At 58.5% G+C, this 17,494-nt stretch carries 14 protein-coding genes, 2 rRNA genes and 1 riboswitch; of the genes, 2 read left to right on the top strand and 14 right to left on the bottom strand.

Annotated features, from left to right (window positions below; all coding sequences use genetic code 11):
• The first annotated feature begins 250 nt into the window (after positions 1-250).
• Positions 251-3,186: ribosomal RNA gene (locus tag D5261_RS06635) — 23S ribosomal RNA — on the top strand.
• Positions 3,187-3,340: 154 nt separating this feature from the next.
• Positions 3,341-3,456, top strand: a 5S ribosomal RNA gene (gene rrf / locus D5261_RS06630).
• Between the two features lie 229 nt (positions 3,457-3,685).
• Here rrf and D5261_RS06625 read toward each other — a convergent pair.
• From D5261_RS06625 to flgM, 14 genes are all read right to left on the bottom strand, one after another.
• Positions 3,686-4,153 (bottom strand): hypothetical protein, encoded by a 468-nt coding sequence (locus D5261_RS06625; RefSeq protein WP_125206287.1) that lies wholly within the window; start codon positions 4,151-4,153, stop codon positions 3,686-3,688.
• 99 nt (positions 4,154-4,252) lie between these two features.
• Positions 4,253-4,951: a hypothetical protein gene (locus tag D5261_RS06620; RefSeq protein ID WP_119324327.1), complete on the bottom strand. Its 699-nt coding sequence runs from the start codon at positions 4,949-4,951 to the stop codon at positions 4,253-4,255.
• Positions 4,952-5,086: 135 nt separating this feature from the next.
• Positions 5,087-6,043 (bottom strand): decaprenyl-phosphate phosphoribosyltransferase, encoded by a 957-nt coding sequence (locus D5261_RS06615; RefSeq protein ID WP_301002430.1) that lies wholly within the window; start codon positions 6,041-6,043, stop codon positions 5,087-5,089.
• Between the two features lie 20 nt (positions 6,044-6,063).
• On the bottom strand, positions 6,064-7,371 hold the full coding sequence (locus D5261_RS06610; RefSeq protein ID WP_119324329.1) for a PKD domain-containing protein: 1,308 nt from the start codon (positions 7,369-7,371) through the stop codon (positions 6,064-6,066).
• Positions 7,372-7,420: 49 nt separating this feature from the next.
• Complete coding sequence (locus D5261_RS06605; protein WP_119324330.1) at positions 7,421-8,206, bottom strand: TIGR00282 family metallophosphoesterase; 786 nt, start codon at positions 8,204-8,206, stop codon at positions 7,421-7,423.
• A 97-nt stretch (positions 8,207-8,303) separates the two neighbouring features.
• Complete coding sequence (gene rny / locus D5261_RS06600; protein WP_119324331.1) at positions 8,304-9,836, bottom strand: ribonuclease Y; 1,533 nt, start codon at positions 9,834-9,836, stop codon at positions 8,304-8,306.
• A gap of 236 nt (positions 9,837-10,072) precedes the next feature.
• Complete coding sequence (locus tag D5261_RS06595; RefSeq protein WP_119324332.1) at positions 10,073-10,753, bottom strand: RecX family transcriptional regulator; 681 nt, start codon at positions 10,751-10,753, stop codon at positions 10,073-10,075.
• A 43-nt stretch (positions 10,754-10,796) separates the two neighbouring features.
• Positions 10,797-11,816 carry a recombinase RecA gene (gene recA / locus D5261_RS06590; protein WP_119324333.1) on the bottom strand — a complete coding sequence of 340 codons (1,020 nt, stop codon included), beginning with the start codon at positions 11,814-11,816 and terminating at the stop codon, positions 10,797-10,799.
• Between the two features lie 191 nt (positions 11,817-12,007).
• Entirely contained in the window at positions 12,008-13,279 is a 1,272-nt protein-coding gene (locus D5261_RS06585; RefSeq protein ID WP_119324334.1) for a competence/damage-inducible protein A, read from the bottom strand.
• A gap of 105 nt (positions 13,280-13,384) precedes the next feature.
• Positions 13,385-14,323, bottom strand: coding sequence for a ParB/RepB/Spo0J family partition protein (locus tag D5261_RS06580; protein ID WP_119324335.1), 939 nt, complete (start codon positions 14,321-14,323; stop codon positions 13,385-13,387).
• A complete protein-coding gene (locus D5261_RS06575; RefSeq protein WP_119324336.1) occupies positions 14,310-15,089 on the bottom strand; it encodes a ParA family protein in 780 nt (259 codons plus the stop codon). Before D5261_RS06575 ends, D5261_RS06580 begins: the two co-directional genes overlap by 14 nt.
• A gap of 388 nt (positions 15,090-15,477) precedes the next feature.
• Positions 15,478-15,768: a YciI family protein gene (locus tag D5261_RS06570; RefSeq protein ID WP_119324337.1), complete on the bottom strand. Its 291-nt coding sequence runs from the start codon at positions 15,766-15,768 to the stop codon at positions 15,478-15,480.
• Between the two features lie 58 nt (positions 15,769-15,826).
• Entirely contained in the window at positions 15,827-16,678 is an 852-nt protein-coding gene (locus tag D5261_RS06565) for a helix-turn-helix transcriptional regulator (RefSeq protein WP_165864581.1), read from the bottom strand.
• Positions 16,679-16,930: 252 nt separating this feature from the next.
• Positions 16,931-17,239 carry a flagellar biosynthesis anti-sigma factor FlgM gene (flgM, locus tag D5261_RS06560; protein ID WP_119324339.1) on the bottom strand — a complete coding sequence of 103 codons (309 nt, stop codon included), beginning with the start codon at positions 17,237-17,239 and terminating at the stop codon, positions 16,931-16,933.
• Between the two features lie 72 nt (positions 17,240-17,311).
• Positions 17,312-17,432: riboswitch (cyclic di-GMP riboswitch) on the bottom strand.
• Positions 17,433-17,494: the final 62 nt, after the last annotated feature.

The following is a 17,494-nucleotide window of genomic DNA, read 5'->3' as shown; positions in this document are numbered from 1 at the left end:
ACGATACGGTCGTGAGCCATCATCGAATGGGGCGACTGCACAGTGATCGATCCAAAGTGATCGGTCATTCTTCTGTTCTTTGACAACTTCATATTGCGCGTGATACGTTTTCAAACTGCGTATCACGAATACACATGACATGTGCAAGAGCATGTTGTGTGTGGGTAAATAGCGTACAATTTTGCTGAGTGGCTATGACTTTGATTTATCATTGTGCATAGTACTCTTAGCGAACACTTTGTGTTTATTTGATCAAGCTACAAAGGGCGCATGGTGGATGCCTTGGGGCAAGGAGCCGATGAAGGACGCAGCAAGCGGCGAAACGCTTCGGGGAGGAGCAAGCATCCTATGATCCGGAGATATCCGAATGGGGAAACCCGCTATGCGATGCATAGCACTCCCGCCTGAACACATAGGGCGGGTAGAGGGCACTCGGAGAACTGAAACATCTAAGTACCCGAAGGAAGAGAAAACAACAGTGATTCCGTCAGTAGCGGCGAGCGAACACGGATCAGCCTAAACCCACTGCGTGAATATAGCCGGACGGCGTTGCGCATTGGGGGTCGCGGGATCGAGCGTTGGAGATCGTCCGATCTTCAGAAGAAGTAAAAAATCCACTTTTTAGTCGAACGTTCTGGGAAGGACGGCCACAGCGGGTGAAAGCCCCGTAGACAAAAGGGAGTGGACTTCTTGGCTTGACACCCAAGTACCGCGGAGCACGAGGAATTCTGCGGGAATCTGGGAGAACCACCTCCTAAGGCTAAATACTCTTTGCCACCGATAGTGAACTAGTACCGTGAGGGAAAGGCGAAAAGAACCCCGGGAGGGGAGTGAAATAGAACCTGAAACCATGCCGCCTACAAGCAGTGGGAGCACGATTAATCGTGTGACTGCGTGCCTTTTGCAGAATGAGTCCGCGAGTTAATCTCGGCAGCGTTAGCTTAAGTCTTTTAGAGACGGAGGCGCAGCGAAAGCGAGTCTGAATAGGGCGCCATAGTTGCCGGGATTAGACCCGAAACCGTGTGATCTACCCATGGCCAGGTTGAAGCTCGGGTAAGACCGAGTGGAGGACCGAACCGGTGTATGTTGAAGAATGCTCGGATGAGCTGTGGGTAGGGGTGAAATGCCAATCGAACACGGAGATAGCTGGTTCTCCTCGAAATGCATTTAGGTGCAGCGTTATGCGTTCTCTGTCGCAGGTAGAGCACTGGAAAGGCTAGGGGCCTTACCGGGTTACTGAACCTTACCAAACTCCGAATGGCGGCAGATCAGAGCATAGCAGTGAGACAGTGGGGGATAAGCTTCATTGTCGAAAGGGAAACAGCCCAGACCATCCGCTAAGGTCCCCAAGCGCTGGCTAAGTGTAAAAGGATGTGGAATTCCATAGACAACCAGGATGTTGGCTTAGAAGCAGCCACCATTTAAAGAGTGCGTAACAGCTTACTGGTCGAATGGCGTTCTGCGCCGATAATGTATGGGGGCTCAAGCCAGCCACCGAAGCGATGGACTATGTGTAAACATAGTGGTAGAGGAGCGTTGCATGTGGGATGAAGCCATAGCGTAAGCAGTGGTGGACTGCATGCAAGTGAGGATGCGGACATAAGTAGCGCGAAGACGGGTGAGAATCCCGTCCACCGAAAGCCCAAGGGTTCTTCAGGAAGGCTCGTCCTCTGAAGTTTAGTCGGGCCTAAGGCGAGGTCGAACGACGTAGCCGATGGACAGCTGGTTGATATTCCAGCACCAGTATGATCAGTGATGTGGGGACACGGTCCTATTTTCCAGCCCAACTGTTGGTTGTTTGGGTGAAACTTCTCTCTTGGCTGGCAAGCAAATCTACCAGCGTAACGGAAGGAAGTGAACGAGTGGATCCTTCGGGTGAAGCGAAGTGGGGAGGCGGATCGTCGAGAAAAGCCGCTAAACTTATGGTCATACTGCCCGTACCGTAAACCGACACAGGTAGGCAGGTAGAGAATACCAAGGTGTTCGAGATAACTCTCGTTAAGGAACTAGGCAAATTGACCCCGTAACTTCGGGAGAAGGGGTGCTCTTCGCAAGGAGAGCCGCAGTGACAAGCGCTGAGCGACTGTTTAACAAAAACACAGGTCTCTGCTAAGGAGAAATCCTAGGTATAGGGGCTGACACCTGCCCAATGCCAGAAGGTTAACGGGAGAGGTTCGGCGCAAGCCAAAGCCTTGAACTGAAGCCCTGGTGAATGGCGGCCGTAACTATAACGGTCCTAAGGTAGCGAAATTCCTAGACGGGTAAGTTCCGTCCTGCACGAAAGGTGTAACGACTTAGCGACTGTCTCAACGAGAGACTCGGTGAAATTGTAGTACCGGTGAAGATGCCGGTTACCCGCAACAGGACGAAAAGACCCCGTGCAGCTTTACTACACCCTGTTATTGTGTTTTGGCATAGTTTGTAGAGCGTAGGTGGGAGCCTTCGGGCGCCAATGGAACACCACCCTGATTATGCTGGAGCACTAACCTTGACCGTGATCCGGTTGAGAGACCGTAGCAGGCGGGTAGTTTGACTGGGGCGGTCGCCTCCCAAAATGTAACGGAGGCGTTCCAAGTTTCGCTCAGGCTGGTTGGAAATCAGCTGTAGAGTATAAGGGCATAAGCGAAATTGACTGTGAGACAAACAGGTCGAGCAGGTGCGAAAGCAGGACCTAGTGACCCTCTGGTAGCGCGTGGGCGCGCCAGGGCTTATCGGATAAAAGCTACGCCGGGGATAACAGGCTTATCTTGCCCAAGCGCTCACAGCGACGGCAAGGTTTGGCACCTCGATGTCGGCTCGTCGCATCCTGGGGCTGGATTAGGTCCCAAGGGTTGGGCTGTTCGCCCATTAAAGCGGTACGCGAGCTGGGTTCAGAACGTCGTGAGACAGTTCGGTCTCTATCCGTTGCGGGCGCAGGAAGTTTGAGGGGAGCTGTCCCTAGTACGAGAGGACCGGGATGGACAGACCTCTGGTGTACCAGTTGTTCCGCCAGGAGCATACGCTGGGTAGCTACGTCTGGTTGTGATAAGTGCTGAAAGCATCTAAGTACGAAGTACACCTCAAGATAAGACTTCCCACAGCATAAGCTGGTAAGACCCCCGGTAGACTACCGGGTTGATAGGCTGCAAGTGTAAGCGCCGCGAGGTGTTCAGCTAAGCAGTACTAATCGGTCGAGGGCTTGATCAAATAGACTACAATAAAATTTTGTAGATATAAACTACAAAATAAAACACACAATGCAATCATAAAAGATTAGTACGTGAATTTACCGCGCAATATGAAGTTGTCTAAGAACAGAAGATAACACAATTTGGGTCTAAGACATTAGATCCTCCAGATTTCTGGTGGCTATGGCGGAGGGGTCCACCCGTTCCCATTCCGAACACGGAAGTTAAGCTCTCCTGCGCCGAAGATACTTGGTGGGCAACTGCCCGGGAAAATAGGACGCCGCCAGATTAAAACATCAATCACGAAAGTGATGACAATCAATCACGAACAGTGATTAATAATCAATCACGAACAGTGATGAAACAGAAACATCCAAAAGATGTGAACCAGAAACAAACAAGCCTCACAGCATACGCTGTGAGGCTTGTTTGCGTTATAGGCTACTTAAAACCGTATCCTCGTTCGACAGATCGGTAGCTGAGAATAACCGAGAGTGTGATTGCGGGGAGCGCCTTTGTTAAAGACGCTTTTGAATGAGCGACGTCACGGAGGCGCCAATGAGACTATTGACGACGCAAAAGGGCAGAACTCCGATCAGGGTGGCCAATATCATTGTGGGGGAAAATGTCTCCCTCATGCCGGCAATGAGGAGCCCTGAGACGAGGATCCATAGGATTGCGCTGATGGCGACGCTTCGCAGGTGGATCTCGATGGTGCGATAAGAGAAGTTTCCTAGTATCCTGCTCATGGATGCTCCATAGACTAGCGCCGGAAGCGCGCAGCGTTGCGCGCCGAATATGAACTCGGAAAGAGGGCTGGCGTGGAAGGGGCCAGACAACATCCCTATGGAGGTTATCTGAGTCCATGCGAAAACCATCGTCGCGAGGACGATATCAGAGACAGCGGCCAGCAGCAGCGCATACGCCGCTCGTTTTCCCGCACTCAATCGTCGTTTTCCCGCATTCCATTGGTTGACGGTGATCATGATGATTATCTTATACCCGACGCCGGTCACAAAAACAGCCTCGGGCAATCGCCTGAGGCTGTTTTTATCGGATCAAGAGAGTCGGATCGAGAGAGTCGTTTACGGATTGGTCGTCGTCGTGCTGCTGGATCCATCGCCGGCGGGCGCGGTGGTGGTCGTCGATTCCGTTGTCGTGGTTGTCGAGGACGTTCCCGCCGCATTTTCCGGCGCGGGCGCTGCTGCGGGCGCGGCCGGCGGCGGGGTGTCCGCCGGCGCGGGCGGCGTCACGACGATGGTGTTGTTCGCGGGCGGCGCGGGGGCCGGCTGCGGGACGACAATCGTGGTGGGCGGCGCGGCGGGCGCGTTGGTTCCGCTGGGCATGGTGATGGGCGCGGGATCCTGGCTGGGCGTTGTCTGGATCGTCGTGCGGTTGACGACATCGGGCTGCACGGGCGTCGTTGGCCTCGTGAAGTGCACGGCGGCCAGAATGACGAGCGTCAGCGCGACAATTCCTAACAAAATATAGAAGCCGGCGGAGCTGCTTTTAGCTTCCTCGCGCTCCACGGCGGCGTACTGCTGCGCGGCGTCACGCTCGCCAACGGCGGCGTTGCGCTCGGCGGCGACGCGGTTGCGTTCGGCCAGGGCGACATCGCGCTCCAGCGCGGCGCCGGAGGCCACGTTGAGCGCGGCGTTACGTTCGATGGCGCTGTCCTCAGCTACATTCAGCGCGGCGTTGCGTTCAATCGTGCTGTCGGCTGCGATATTCAGGGCCGCGTTGCGCTCGGCGCGCAGGGCTTCCTTCTCTAAATCTGTCGCCATGTCTTCTCTTCTCCTATAAAGTGCGTATTACTCATTGCCATCCGTTGGCGCTGCGTGAAGACAGACCTCATTAAGGCTGTGCTGAAGATGTACCCAGGGTTGGCGAGGGGCGAAACCTGACGCCCTCCTGGGGCGTCAGTGCGACAGATGAGCGAGGAGGGGGTCGAAGCTGTGGGAGACGATCAACGCCGTTGTCACGCCCCACAGAGCGATGTTAATGAGGGTGGGGCGGTCTTCCAGAATAATCGCGTCCGGAGACTCGCCCAGCATATGCCGGTGCATCAGATAGAGATAGCGGAAGATGCCGTAGATGACGAAGGGGATCGTGACCATAAGATAGTGATGGCGCGTGGCGGCCTGCGACTCGACCGTATAAAGCGAGTAGGACATCAGGCAGGTCGAGGTCACGATCACGATCATTTGATCGAGCATGCCGGACGTATATTCGTCCAGAATACGCCGGGTGCCGACCGTTCCGCTCATCTCCATGGCGATCAGCTCGGCGCGGCGCTTGGAGAGCCCCAGGAACAGCGCCAGCATCAGCGTACAGAGGATCAGCCAGGTGGACAGGGCCGCGTGGATCAGCGCGACGCCGGCGATGGCGCGCAGCACGAATCCCGCCGCCAGCACCAGCACGTCGATGATGACGATATGCTTGAAGTAGAACGAATACCCAAGCGTCATCAGGAAGTACAGAATCGCGACCGCGCCGAACATCGGGTTTAGGAGAACGGACCCGACGATGCCGATCAGCCCGAAGGCGATGGCGGCGCCGACGGCGATATTCGGGGGAAGATCGCCGCAGGCGATGGGGCGGCGTCGCTTTCGCGGGTGCCGTCGGTCGCTTTCGCGGTCCACCAGGTCATTGATCAGATAGACGACGCTGGAAAGCAGGCAGAATAGTAAAAAGCCGAGACCGACGAGCCGGAAGTCGCCGATGGGGTGGTGCTGGTCCAGCGTAAAGAGCAGGCCGGCCAGAACGAGGAGGTTTTTCGTCCACTGTTTGGGACGCATCGCGACCAGCAGCGCCAAAGGGACCGGCCGCCGTTTGTGCGGCCGGTCCTCAAGCGGCGTGGGAAGCGGTTCTTTCATAGAATCCGACACGCGCATCCTTAGTCTTCGACCTTAATGATTGTGGTCGATGTGACGGGCTTTTTAATGCCGTCCACGTCGCTGACGGTCAGCGTGACGGTGTGCGTCTCATTCGGCTTCGTGAAGGTCGTGGTGACCGTTTGACCGGTCGCCTGCTCGGTTATGCCGTCCGCCGCGTCGAAGTCCCACGAGTAATGGAGCGTCGACGCGCCGCCTTCCGCGCGCGCCTTCAGCGTGACGGTGTCATTGGCGGCGACATCCTGCGTGTCGCCGGCCCATGCGGTGATCGGCGTGTTATCGTCCACCAGACTGATCTTGCCGATGTAGGTGACCGAGTAACCGTCGCCGCCCACCGTGACGCTCTGCAACGGCGAATCCGCGGCGCCGGGGAACTTCAGAACACTGAGCGGAACGCCGATCGGAAGCCAGGCCGAGCGCAGGTCTTCCGTATCGTCGACAGACGCGGCGCCGGGCACATCCCGCACCACATCGTACTGCGCGCCATTGGCGAGCGTAAACAGGAAACGCAGATGGCTGACCGGCGGCTTCCAGGGCTGATCGTCGGGATTGACCGCGCGACCGCCGCCGACTCCGCCGCCAAATCCTGGGAATCCGCCGCGCCCGCCACGACCGCCGCCGCCGCGTCCGCGCTGTGTCAGATGGACCGAGGCTCCGCCGGTATAGACGCCCGATTGGAACGTGGACGTTCCCATGAAGGATTGCTCCATCGGCGCCGGCGCGCCGGGATAGCCTCCGCCTCCGGGATAACCGCCCGGAGCGCCGGGGTAACCGCCGCCTCCTCCGGGATAACCGCCCGGACCGCCTGGATATCCCCCAGGGCCGCCCGGGAAGCCGCCGGGACCTCCCGGCGTCGTCGTATCCGGCGGTTCGGGCGGCGGCGGGCTCGCCGCGTCGCCGAACCGGATGTAGAACTGCATGATTCGGTTCGTGGCGGCGCTGCGGTCTCCCAGCGCCACGGGCTTGCTGAAGCCGACTTTGCCGCCGGCGTACAGTCCGTAGGTGGTGATCTTCAGGGAGTGCGTGTTGCGGTAAGCGAGCTCGGTGGTGTCGGCCGCGGAGCCCGCGCCCCAATTCTGAGTCGTGATCCCGAGCTGCCCCGCCGGCTGGCCGCTATAGAGCACGGTTTCGTCGGCGAGGTCTTTACTCACCACGAGACCGGCGGGCGCGGCGGCCGTCTTCGGTTTGGACACCGGAAGCGGCAGGCTGGGCAGGGCCGCCGGCTTCTTCGGCTTCGCGGCGCCGGCGGGAAGGACCATCGCGGCGGCCGCGAAAACGGCGGCGCCTCGGAGAAGGGTGGAACGTGTCATTGATTGCTCTCCCACGGGAAAGGACCGGTGATAAGATCGAAGTGTAATTTTAATGAATATCCCGAATCTGAACGCGCTGAATCTGTGTCGCGTGACCGGTGTCAGGGTCGACATCGGCGACGATACCACAGAGCACGACTCCGCCCTCGGCGACTTCGAACCGATTGGGCATCTGCGTGATGAACTTTTGGACAACGATCTCGGCGTTCATGCCGATGATCGAATCTTGCGGGCCGACCATCCCCACATCCGTGATGTAGGCCGTGCCTTTGGGAAGGATGCGCTCATCGGCGGTCTGGACATGCGTGTGGGTGCCGACGACAACGCTCGCTCGTCCATCCAGATAATACCCGAAGGCGGTCTTCTCCGAGGTCGCTTCGCCGTGGAAGTCGAAAAAGGAGATCTTCGCCTGTCCCCGGAACGACTCCAGAATCTTATCGGCCGTGCGGAACGGATCGTCGAGCGCCTCCATGAAGACGCGTCCCATCATATTGGCGACTCCGACGCGCACGCCGTTCTGCGCGGTGTACACGCGGTAGCCGCAGCCCGGGGTTCCGGGCGGATAGTTCGCCGGCCGCAGAATACGCGGCTCCTGGTCCAGGTAGGGGACGATATCGCGCCGGTTCCAGGTGTGGTTGCCAAGCGTAATGACGTCCGCGCCGTTTCGCAGCAGCGATTTGGCGATCTCGGGGGTGATCCCCAGGCCCGCCGCCGCGTTCTCCCCATTCACGATTGTGAAATCCGGAGAGTACATCTCCTTCAAGGTCGGCAGCATGGTTTCGGCTGCTTCCCGTCCCACCTTGCCGACGACATCGCCGAGCATCAAAATTCGCACGTTATCCGTAACTCTTTCTAAAGTCTTTCCCAGGCTGCGCTGGGAAAGACCGATCCATCCTGGTGATATCGACGAACGCGGCGCAGCCTAAAAGGGGCTACTTGGCGTAGTCGATGGCGCGTGTCTCCCGAATCACCGTCACTTTGATTTGACCGGGGAACTCCATTTCCTCTTCAATCCGCTTCGCGGCGTCCCGCGCAAGCTTGTGGGCCTGCACGTCGTCCACGATCTCCGGTCGGACCATGAGACGGATCTCGCGGCCCGCCTGCACGGCGTATGTCTTTTCGACTCCCGGAAAGGAGTCGGCGATCGTCTCCAGCTTTTGGAGTCGCTTGACGTAAGACTCCAGCATTTCGCGGCGCGCGCCGGGGCGCGAGGCCGAGATCGTGTCGGCGAGCTGCACAATGACATCCTCGACCGTATGGGGCGGAATGTCATTATGGTGCGCGCCGGCGGCGTAGGCGGCCGCTTCGCTTTCGCCATATTTCAGCATCAGCTCCTGCGAAAGGAGCGCGTGCGGTCCATCGGCGTCGGGCACGATCTTGCCCATGTCGTGCAGAAGGCAAGCGCGCTTAGCGATCGTGATGTTCGCGCCCAGCTCCGCCGCGATCGTCGTTCCCACCAGACAGACTTCGATGGAGTGATCCAGGAGGTTCTGCCCATAGGACGTGCGGTACTTCATGCGGCCCAGAAGCTTGACGATCTCCGGATGGAGTCCGGTGACTCCGGATTCCATGACGGCGCGTTCGCCGGCTTCCTTGATCATGGCGTCGACGTCTTGCTGCGCCTTGGCGACGATCTCCTCGATCCGCCCCGGGTGAATGCGCCCGTCGATGACCAGCGCTTCCAGGGCGAGGCGCGCGACTTCGCGGCGCACCGGGTCGAATGAAGACAGCACGACGGCTTCGGGCGTATCGTCGATAATGACGTCCACGCCGGTGAGCGTTTCAAAGGCGCGAATATTGCGCCCTTCGCGGCCGATGATCCGTCCCTTGATGTCATCCGACGGCAGGGGCACGACGGAGACGGTGGTTTCGCTCACATGGTCGGCGGCGATGCGCTGTATGGCCATGGTGACGATGCTTCGGGCGCGCTTGTCGCCTTCGTTCTTCGCTTCTTCCTCGATCTGCATGATCATCCGCGTCGCTTCATGGCGCGTCTGATCCTCCAGTTCTTTGATGAGGGCGGCTTTGGCTTCTTCGCCGGTCATGCCGGACACACGCTCCAGTGCGTCCTGGTGGAGCTGCCGCAGGGCGGCCGCTTCCTTGTGCTGGCGGTCGATCTCCCGCTCGCGCGTGCGTACGGCGTCCCATTGGCGGTCGAGACCGCCGAGCTTGCCTTCGAGTGTTTCTTCTTTTTGCGCCAGTTTCCGCTCAAACCGCTGAAGCTCTGATTGTTTTTCTTTCAGTTCGAGCGAACTCTCGTCGCGAAGCCGCTGAGCTTCTTCACGCACTTCGAGCAGAAGCTCTTTTTGCCGCGTTTCCGTATCTTTGCGCAGCTGTTCGCGTTCCCGCTCGGTCTCCTGTGCAAGCCGATGGAGTTTTTCTTTCTCCGGTTTAATCCAAGCAAAAAATAAGACGATTCCCCCGGCCCCGATGACGGCGGCCGCGGGAATAATAGCTTCCCACATATGTTATCGTTCCCTCACCCCAAGATTGTTGTTGAGGTTGAGCGGACGGTGATCGCCTTCGATGACAAGCGCATGTCACGTTCAGTCGTTTATCCGTCGTCAGTACTGGCGGACTGATCCGTCTTATTTCCCGACTGTTGTTGTGAATTCCTGCTTTGTCACATCTGAATTTGCAGGTTTACTTGCAAGATTCTTATTGTCATGACGGGCATATCGGCTGGGAGCGGGGGAAGAGGCTATTCTTCGGCGGGATCTTCGTCGTCAAACGCGTCTTCGGGAGGGGAAAAGCTTTCGTCGGCCACGCGCTTGCAGGTCTCCCAGCTGAAGCCGCGCCGCTGCAAAAAGGCGATGAGGCGCTGGCGCTCCGCGCGCGCGATCTCGGGGTCATCGCTCAGCGCGCGCACTTTCTTACGTGCCGCCGCGCGGGCGAGCTCGATCTCATCGTCATCGGTGACTTCCGCGAGCGCCTTGCCGATGGTGTCTTTGTGGACGCCCTTTTGATATAACTGGCTGGAGATACGGCGCCGGCCCACGGGGCGCGATCCGGCGACATTGGTCTTGGCCTGGACCCATTGTTTGGCGAATTGGGAATCGTCGAGCAAGGTCATCTCGCGCAGCTTGTCGATGACCTGCGTGATGACTTCGTCGGGGTACTCGTCGCGGCTGAGACGGTCGCGGACTTCCTTTTCGGAGCGGGCGCGGGTTTCGAGGTAGGTGTAGGCGGCTTCGGTGGCGCGGTGCAGCTCCTCCGCGCTGGCGATTTCGGTCAGGCGCTCGGGTGTGATCTCCTGGCCGAGGCGCAGGCGTAGACTCGCGGCGACGCCTTCGCCGACGCCAATGATGAATTGGCCGTCGACGAAGACGTTGATTCGCCCGGCGCGCCGCTGCTGCGGCTCCAGCGCCGTGATTATGGACATGCGCTGCTGTCAGGCGCGGTGATGTTTGGCATGCGCGCTTATCTTACTCGTCGACGCCGACCGCGCCGACCGTCAGGATCTCCGCGGACTTCTCGTCGCCGCGAATGGTTCGTTCGATCTCGTCCATCACGTCCGCATGCTCTTCCATGTACTGCTTGGCGTTCTCTCGTCCCTGGCCGATCCGCTGATCGCCGTAGGTGAACCAGGATCCGGCCTTGGTGACCAGGCCCAGCTCGACGCCGATATCGATGATGCTGCCCGAGCGCGAGATGCCCTTGCCGAACATGATATCGAACTCCGCCTGGCGGAAGGGCGGGGCGACCTTGTTCTTGACGACCTTCACCTTGACCCGGTTGCCGACCATATCGGTGCCCTGCTTCAGAGTCTCGATACGGCGGACGTCGAGCATGACGCTGGCGTAGAACTTCAGCGCGCGGCCGCCGGGGGTGGTCTCCGGATTGCCGAACATGACGCCGATCTTTTCGCGGATCTGATTGATGAAGATCGCGGCGGTGTTGGTCTTGGAGATGGAGCCGTTCAGCTTGCGCATCGCCTGCGACATCAAACGGGCCTGGAGGCCCATATGGCTGTCGCCCATTTCGCCTTCGATCTCGGCCTTGGGGACGAGGGCGGCGACGGAGTCAAGAACGACCACGTCGACGGCGCCGCTGCGCACCAGGGCGTCCATGATCTCCAGGGCTTCCTCGCCGTTGTTGGGCTGGGAGACCAGGAGCTTATTGATATCCACGCCCAGGTTGCGGGCGTATTCCGGATCGACCGAGTGCTCGGCGTCGACAAACGCGGCGGTCCCGCCCAGCTTCTGCGCTTCGGCGATGATGTGGTAAGCGATCGTCGTTTTGCCCGAGGACTCCGCGCCATGAATCTCCGTGATGCGTCCGCGCGGCACGCCGCCGACTCCGAGCGCCAGGTCCAGCGCCAGCGATCCGGTGGAGATGGCCTCGACGGATTGCTTGGGCGACTCGCCCAGTCGCATGACCGAACCCTTCCCAAACTGCTTTTCCAGTTGAGACAATGCAATATCCAGCGCCTTTTCTTTATCCAAAACTAGTCTCCTTATGTCTGCTGTTAATCAGTATGAGGGTGATTGACAGGTGTTAAGCCATGATGATTCAGAACAAGTGTACGGTCTATTATAGCACAACTTCCCGAAGATTGCCAGCCCAAAAATTCGAAGTCGTTTCGGACTGATTAGTAACTACACATATCAAATTGAATTTAATATGCGCGCTTTGCTTAAGGCGATTGCCGGAACGTCGGCTCGTCGGGGGCAATCAAGAAACGCCGAACGAGGGCGAGCGCCGCCTGCGCCGCGCGCTGGCTCACATCCTGCCGCCGACCGAGGAATTGGTGGTGCTGGGAGATGACTCCGCCGTCCCACGCCAGTCCGAGATAGACGGTTCCCACCGGCTTTTTCTCGCTGCCCCCGCCGGGGCCGGCGATTCCCGTGACGCTGACTCCGATATCCGATCCGGCGGCCGCGCGGACTCCTTCGGCCATCGCGCGCGCCACTTCGTGACTCACCGCGCCATGTTCCGCAAGGAGTCGCGAGTCGACGCTCAAGAACTTCTCCTTTGACTCGTTGGAGTAGGAGACGATCCCCAGTCCGAAGACTCGCGAGGAGTCGGGGATATCCGTGATCCGCTTGGAAATGAGTCCGCCGCTGCACGACTCCGCGCAGGCTACCGTGCGACTCGCCTGCTGCAGCAGCGACACCACGGCGAATTCGAGTGTCTCCGAGTCAATCCCATAGACGACATCGCCGAGTCTCTCGCGAATCGCCGCTTCGCGCGGCGCGATCAGCGCCATGGCGTCTTCATCGGTCGCGGCGCGCGCGGTGACTCGCAGGTGGACCTCGCCGGTCTTCGCATAGGGGGCGACGGTGGGATTACTGTCCGCCATCAGATCCTTGACGCGCTCTTCCACCGTGGATTCGCCCATGCCGATGATCCGAAGCACCAAAGACTTGATGACCGCCTTCTCGCCCGATGTCTTTTCCGCAAAAAACGGCTCCACGGTCTCTTCCAGCATAGGAATCAGTTCATTCGGTGGGCCGGGTAGGCAAACGCCGTACTTTCCGCCCTTTTCAAAGATGGCGCCCAGGGCCGTCCCGTTATTGTTGGGGATTCCGCGCCCCGAGGCCGGCACATCCGCTTGCTTCATAAAGTGTTCGGGGAATTTGTCCCAGCCGCGCCGCTTTCCCATCTCCGTGAGGCGTTCGACGTGCGCTGGGTCGGTGACGAGTGGAATGTCCAGGACGCGGGCGAGGGTTTCTTTCGTCAAATCATCCATCGTCGGCCCAAGACCTCCGATGGTGATGACGATGTCGGCGCGCTCCAGCGCCTGCCGCAGATCGGCGGCAAGACGATCTTCGTTATCGCCGACTGTGGAGCGGTGGTAGATGGAGATCCCCTGACGGGAGAGCGCCTGCGCGACGGCGGCGGCGTCGGTGTCGATAGTTTGACCGAGGAGGAGCTCGGTGCCTACGGAAATTACTTCTGCAATCACGAGACGAGCCTTTCAATATTCGCCGGCGAATAATTGTCGTAATATTATTCGCCGGCGAATGATGCGAACGGAATTTTCTTGCCAGCGAATATGCGTAGTAAAGCGCTAGCGAATGCGGTCGAGAATGCCCTCGACCTCTTCGGGGTCAGAGAATTCGATCGTGAGCGTGCCCCCGCCTTTGGGGGAGGGGCGCAGGCCGACCTTCATGCCGAATGCGGTGCGCAGGCGGTCTTCCAGGGCGATCCAGTGCACATCCCTGGCCGGCGCGACCGGCGCTTCTTCGGCGTCCGCGTCCTGAGAGATCTTCATTGCGAGGCGGCGCGTCTCCGCGACGCTTAGCTGGTTCGCAATGACTTTCTCCCAGAGCTTGAAGCGCTGATCTTCGTTTTGCAAAGAAAGCAGCGCCTTGCCGTGCTCTTCCGACATCTGGCCGTGGGAAATGCTTTGCTGCATCTCCAGGTCCAGCTTGAGGAGACGCAGGGCGTTCGCGATTGTCGGCTGCGCTTTGCCAAGCTGCCGGGCGAGCTCCGTTTGCGTCAGGCCGAACTGATCGAGGAGCTGGCGGTAGCCCTTCGCCGCTTCTATGGCGTTCAGATCTTCGCGCTGAATGTTTTCGATGAGAGCGACCGTCAGCGATTCTTCGTCCGTGAGCTCCCGGACAATCGCCGGGACGGTTTCCAATCCCGCGCGCTTGGCCGCCCGGAAGCGCCGCTCGCCCGCAACCAGCTCATACTTGCCCTTGCCGGAGGCGCGGACCATGATCGGCTGTAAAATACCATGCGCGCTGATGGAATTGGAGAGGTCTTCCAATGCGGCGTCGTCAAATGAATCGCGCGGCTGAAAGGTGTTCGCCCGGATACTTGTGACGGCCAGGCGCTGCACGGCGTCCTGCGGGTTCTCAGGCGCCGCCGGGACCGCCTCGGCGGTTGGGGCCGTCTTGGGAGGCTCCTCGGCGGTGGCGGTGATCGGGCGCGCCGACGGGGGGATCAGCGACGACAGTCCGCGGCCCAGCCGGCTCTTCTCGGCGGGTTTACTTCTTTCCAATGCTCACAACCTCCTGGGCCAAATCGGTGTACGCCTGCGCTCCCTTGGAGCGGGGATCGTAAAGGGAAATCGGCTGTCCAAAGCTCGGCGCTTCGCTCAGACGCACGTTTCGGGGGACGATCGTTTCTGCGACCACGTCGCCGAAGTATTCGCGGACCTCGCTGACGACCTGGCGCGAGACGTTGATCCGCTCATCGTGCATCGTCAGGACGACCAGGCCGATGGAAAGCTTCGGGTTCAGGTGCGCCTGGACGCGCTCCACGATCGTCATCAGCTGCGAGATGCCTTCCAGGGCGTAAAACTCACACTGGATCGGAATCAGGACCGCGTCGGCGCAGGTCAGGATATTCAGCGTGAGCAGGCCCAGCGAGGGAGGACCATCGATGAAGACATAATCGTACAAGCCCAGGATCGGCTTGAGGCTCCGCCGGAGCGTCCCTTCGCGCGAAAGCTGCGAAAACATTTCCATTTCGGCGCCGCTCAGATCGAGCGTCGCGGGCGCGACATCGAGCCCGGGGACGGTGACGTCTTTCTGTACGATCTGCGCGACAGGCACGTTGTCGACCAGGACATCGAACATCGACATCTCCAGGGCGCTTTTGTCGATGCCAAGACCCGTCGTCGCGTTTCCCTGTGGATCGCAGTCGACGAGCAGGACACGCTTGCCGAGATGGGCGAGGCTTGCGGAAAGATTGACGGCGGTCGTGGTTTTCCCCACGCCGCCCTTCTGATTGACGACCGCGTATACTTTGGTCTCTTTATTCAATGACACTACTGCCCCTATCTGACGAACTCACAACTCCACACAATTCGGCATGGGAGCGGCGACTCTCCGTATAGAGTATACACCAGGGTGTGACTGATTATCGTTAAATGCTGAGCTTGCTGCCCCACAAATGGAAGTTTGTGGGCTATGCTGAGGCAAAACCATCTCATGTGGATTGAGGATTTTAGAGGAGCGTTTTCGAAACCTGAGACTCTGCTTGAGCTGACTTCGCTCCAGCAGAGTCTACAGCTTTCCCGCTGTAGGAACCAGGTCACGCCAATTTAACAATGATCAGTCACGACCCTGTTTGCGAAGGACATTGGTGACGTTTTTCTTCATCGCCCCCTCCCCAACCTCCATAATGGAGGTTGGGGAGGGGAATATTGCTTTAGCTGGTTGTCAGCAGCGCGAGACTAGGTTCGGCGGCTTTGCAATCGAACTCCAGGATTTGATATTCCGCCACGGATTCCGTGATATAGGGATCTTCTGCGAGAATGCTGTCGAGTGTGGGACGGTCGATGGATTTGGCCAGAATGACGCCGCCCAATCCACTTTTTTTGGGGCCGGCGAAGAGGAACAGACCCTCCGCAAAGTGCCTCTTAACCCACGCGCTGTGCGGACCGACATGCGGTTCGACTTTAGCAGGCTGCTCGATGTAGCTCACGTTCAGTATGTACATTTCGTGTACCTCCGATAGGCAATTATGATCGGTCGGAGAGCGCGCGTATTGTAGATTATTACGATTTAGCGGAGGTTATCCGAGGAAAGTAGCAGCCGGGTGTCACTCCGAAGTGCCGCTGGAACTGATGGGTGAGATGGCTTTGATCGACGAAGCCTGTTTCCGCAGCCACATCGCCGATGGGTAGGCCGTCTGCAAGCAGCGACTTGGCTTTCGTCAACCGCAACTGCGTCTGGTAGGCATGGGGAGGCACACCGATCTCCCGTCGAAAGGATGAACAGAGATGATTGGGGGAGAGATCTGCGATTCCGGCAAGGTCGGCCAGCGTGACATTTTCGCAGGCGTTCGCGTTCAGATACTCACGGACACGATCGACAGAGGCTTGAGCGCGATACGCTTTTCGTGGCGCAGGTTGTATTTCGCCCTGGCGCGTAATCAGATACTGAATCGTCGAACAAAGCAAAGAGGCTTTTTCCAAACAAGCCCCGGACTGCTGGAGCGCCCGGCAGAGGTGTGAGAAGCGTCGAATTAGACTTTCATCCAGAGTTACCGTCTCTGTAAAGAATGGCAAGCCAGTCCCGCTACACCCCGCTTCAACTGCCATTTCCTGCATATATTCTGGTTGGACGTAGATGCTCTGATAAGTAGATGTCCGTGTCCGCGCTTCGAGTCCGCATGCGGAATGCGCCTCTCCGGGATGGATGATGATGAGGCTGCCAGGCGGCGTAATATGCCGGGCGCCACGATAGTCGTACTTTCCCGCACCCTGGTGACCGAAAATGATTTGATACTCTTCATGCACATGCCTTGGTGACTGCTTGGGCCGACCCGAAGTCGACCGATGCAGTTCCAGCACAATAGTAGGCAAGCGCCATGCGGTGATCGAATCCTGGTCTGACTTTGTTAACATAAGGCGCTTTCGTATGCCCGCTCGCCGCTCGCACGAACACTTAAAGATATAATCCATCCACCTTTGAAAGAGTTCCATCACCCTATATTTCTGGGGCGGCATGGACAAAGAAAAAAGGTTGCATGAGCTAAGCTCATGCAACCTTTCGAGACCGAATTTTACCGTATTCGCCGGACATGTCCCGGTTTGTTTCAGCAGCAGGTCCCGCGACGGCCGCTAAACGATAAGCGCACTTAGGAGTGCGATCATAATTTAACGGATTCGATCAGCCTGGGCGCGGCGCACCATTTGATCAGCGATATCGGAGCCGCTGACGCTGTATGTGCCGGACGAAATCTGCTTTTGCAGTTTCGCCACCAAGTCGTCTCGCGTCTCGGGCGTCGCGTCCACCGCCTGCATGGCGGAGGCGAGCGTTTGCGCTTGCGACGAGAGTTCTACTTCAGCGGCCGGTGTTCCGGTGGAGCCGGCGCTGTCGTTCTGCGGCGTAGCCGCAATGCGAGGAGCGGGCGTCACCGAAGCGACTTGACCAGCTCGTAAGGATTCTGTGTTCGAGATCTTCATTTCAATGCCCCCAAATAAGCCTTTACTCAGTTGCTAGACATTTGCATGTCATCACAATCAAAACGCGGGCGGTGCGGCGGCTTGGCTGTCATAGCAGGACATTTCGAACATAGTGCGCGAAATGAGGCGAAGTCTCTGCCGTAGACCCGTAGCTTTGCGTCCTCGCCTTTCGACGAGTTTGCCTTTGTTTGTCGCCCTGTAGTGTAGCGACAATAACATCATCGGCACGTTGCAATCAAAACTTTAGTGCGCTGT

The sequence above is a fragment of the Capsulimonas corticalis genome (assembly GCF_003574315.2).
GTDB lineage: Bacteria > Armatimonadota > Armatimonadia > Armatimonadales > Capsulimonadaceae > Capsulimonas > Capsulimonas corticalis.
Note: the sequence above shows the minus strand (reverse complement) of the source record. Positions and strands in the feature narration are given on the sequence as shown.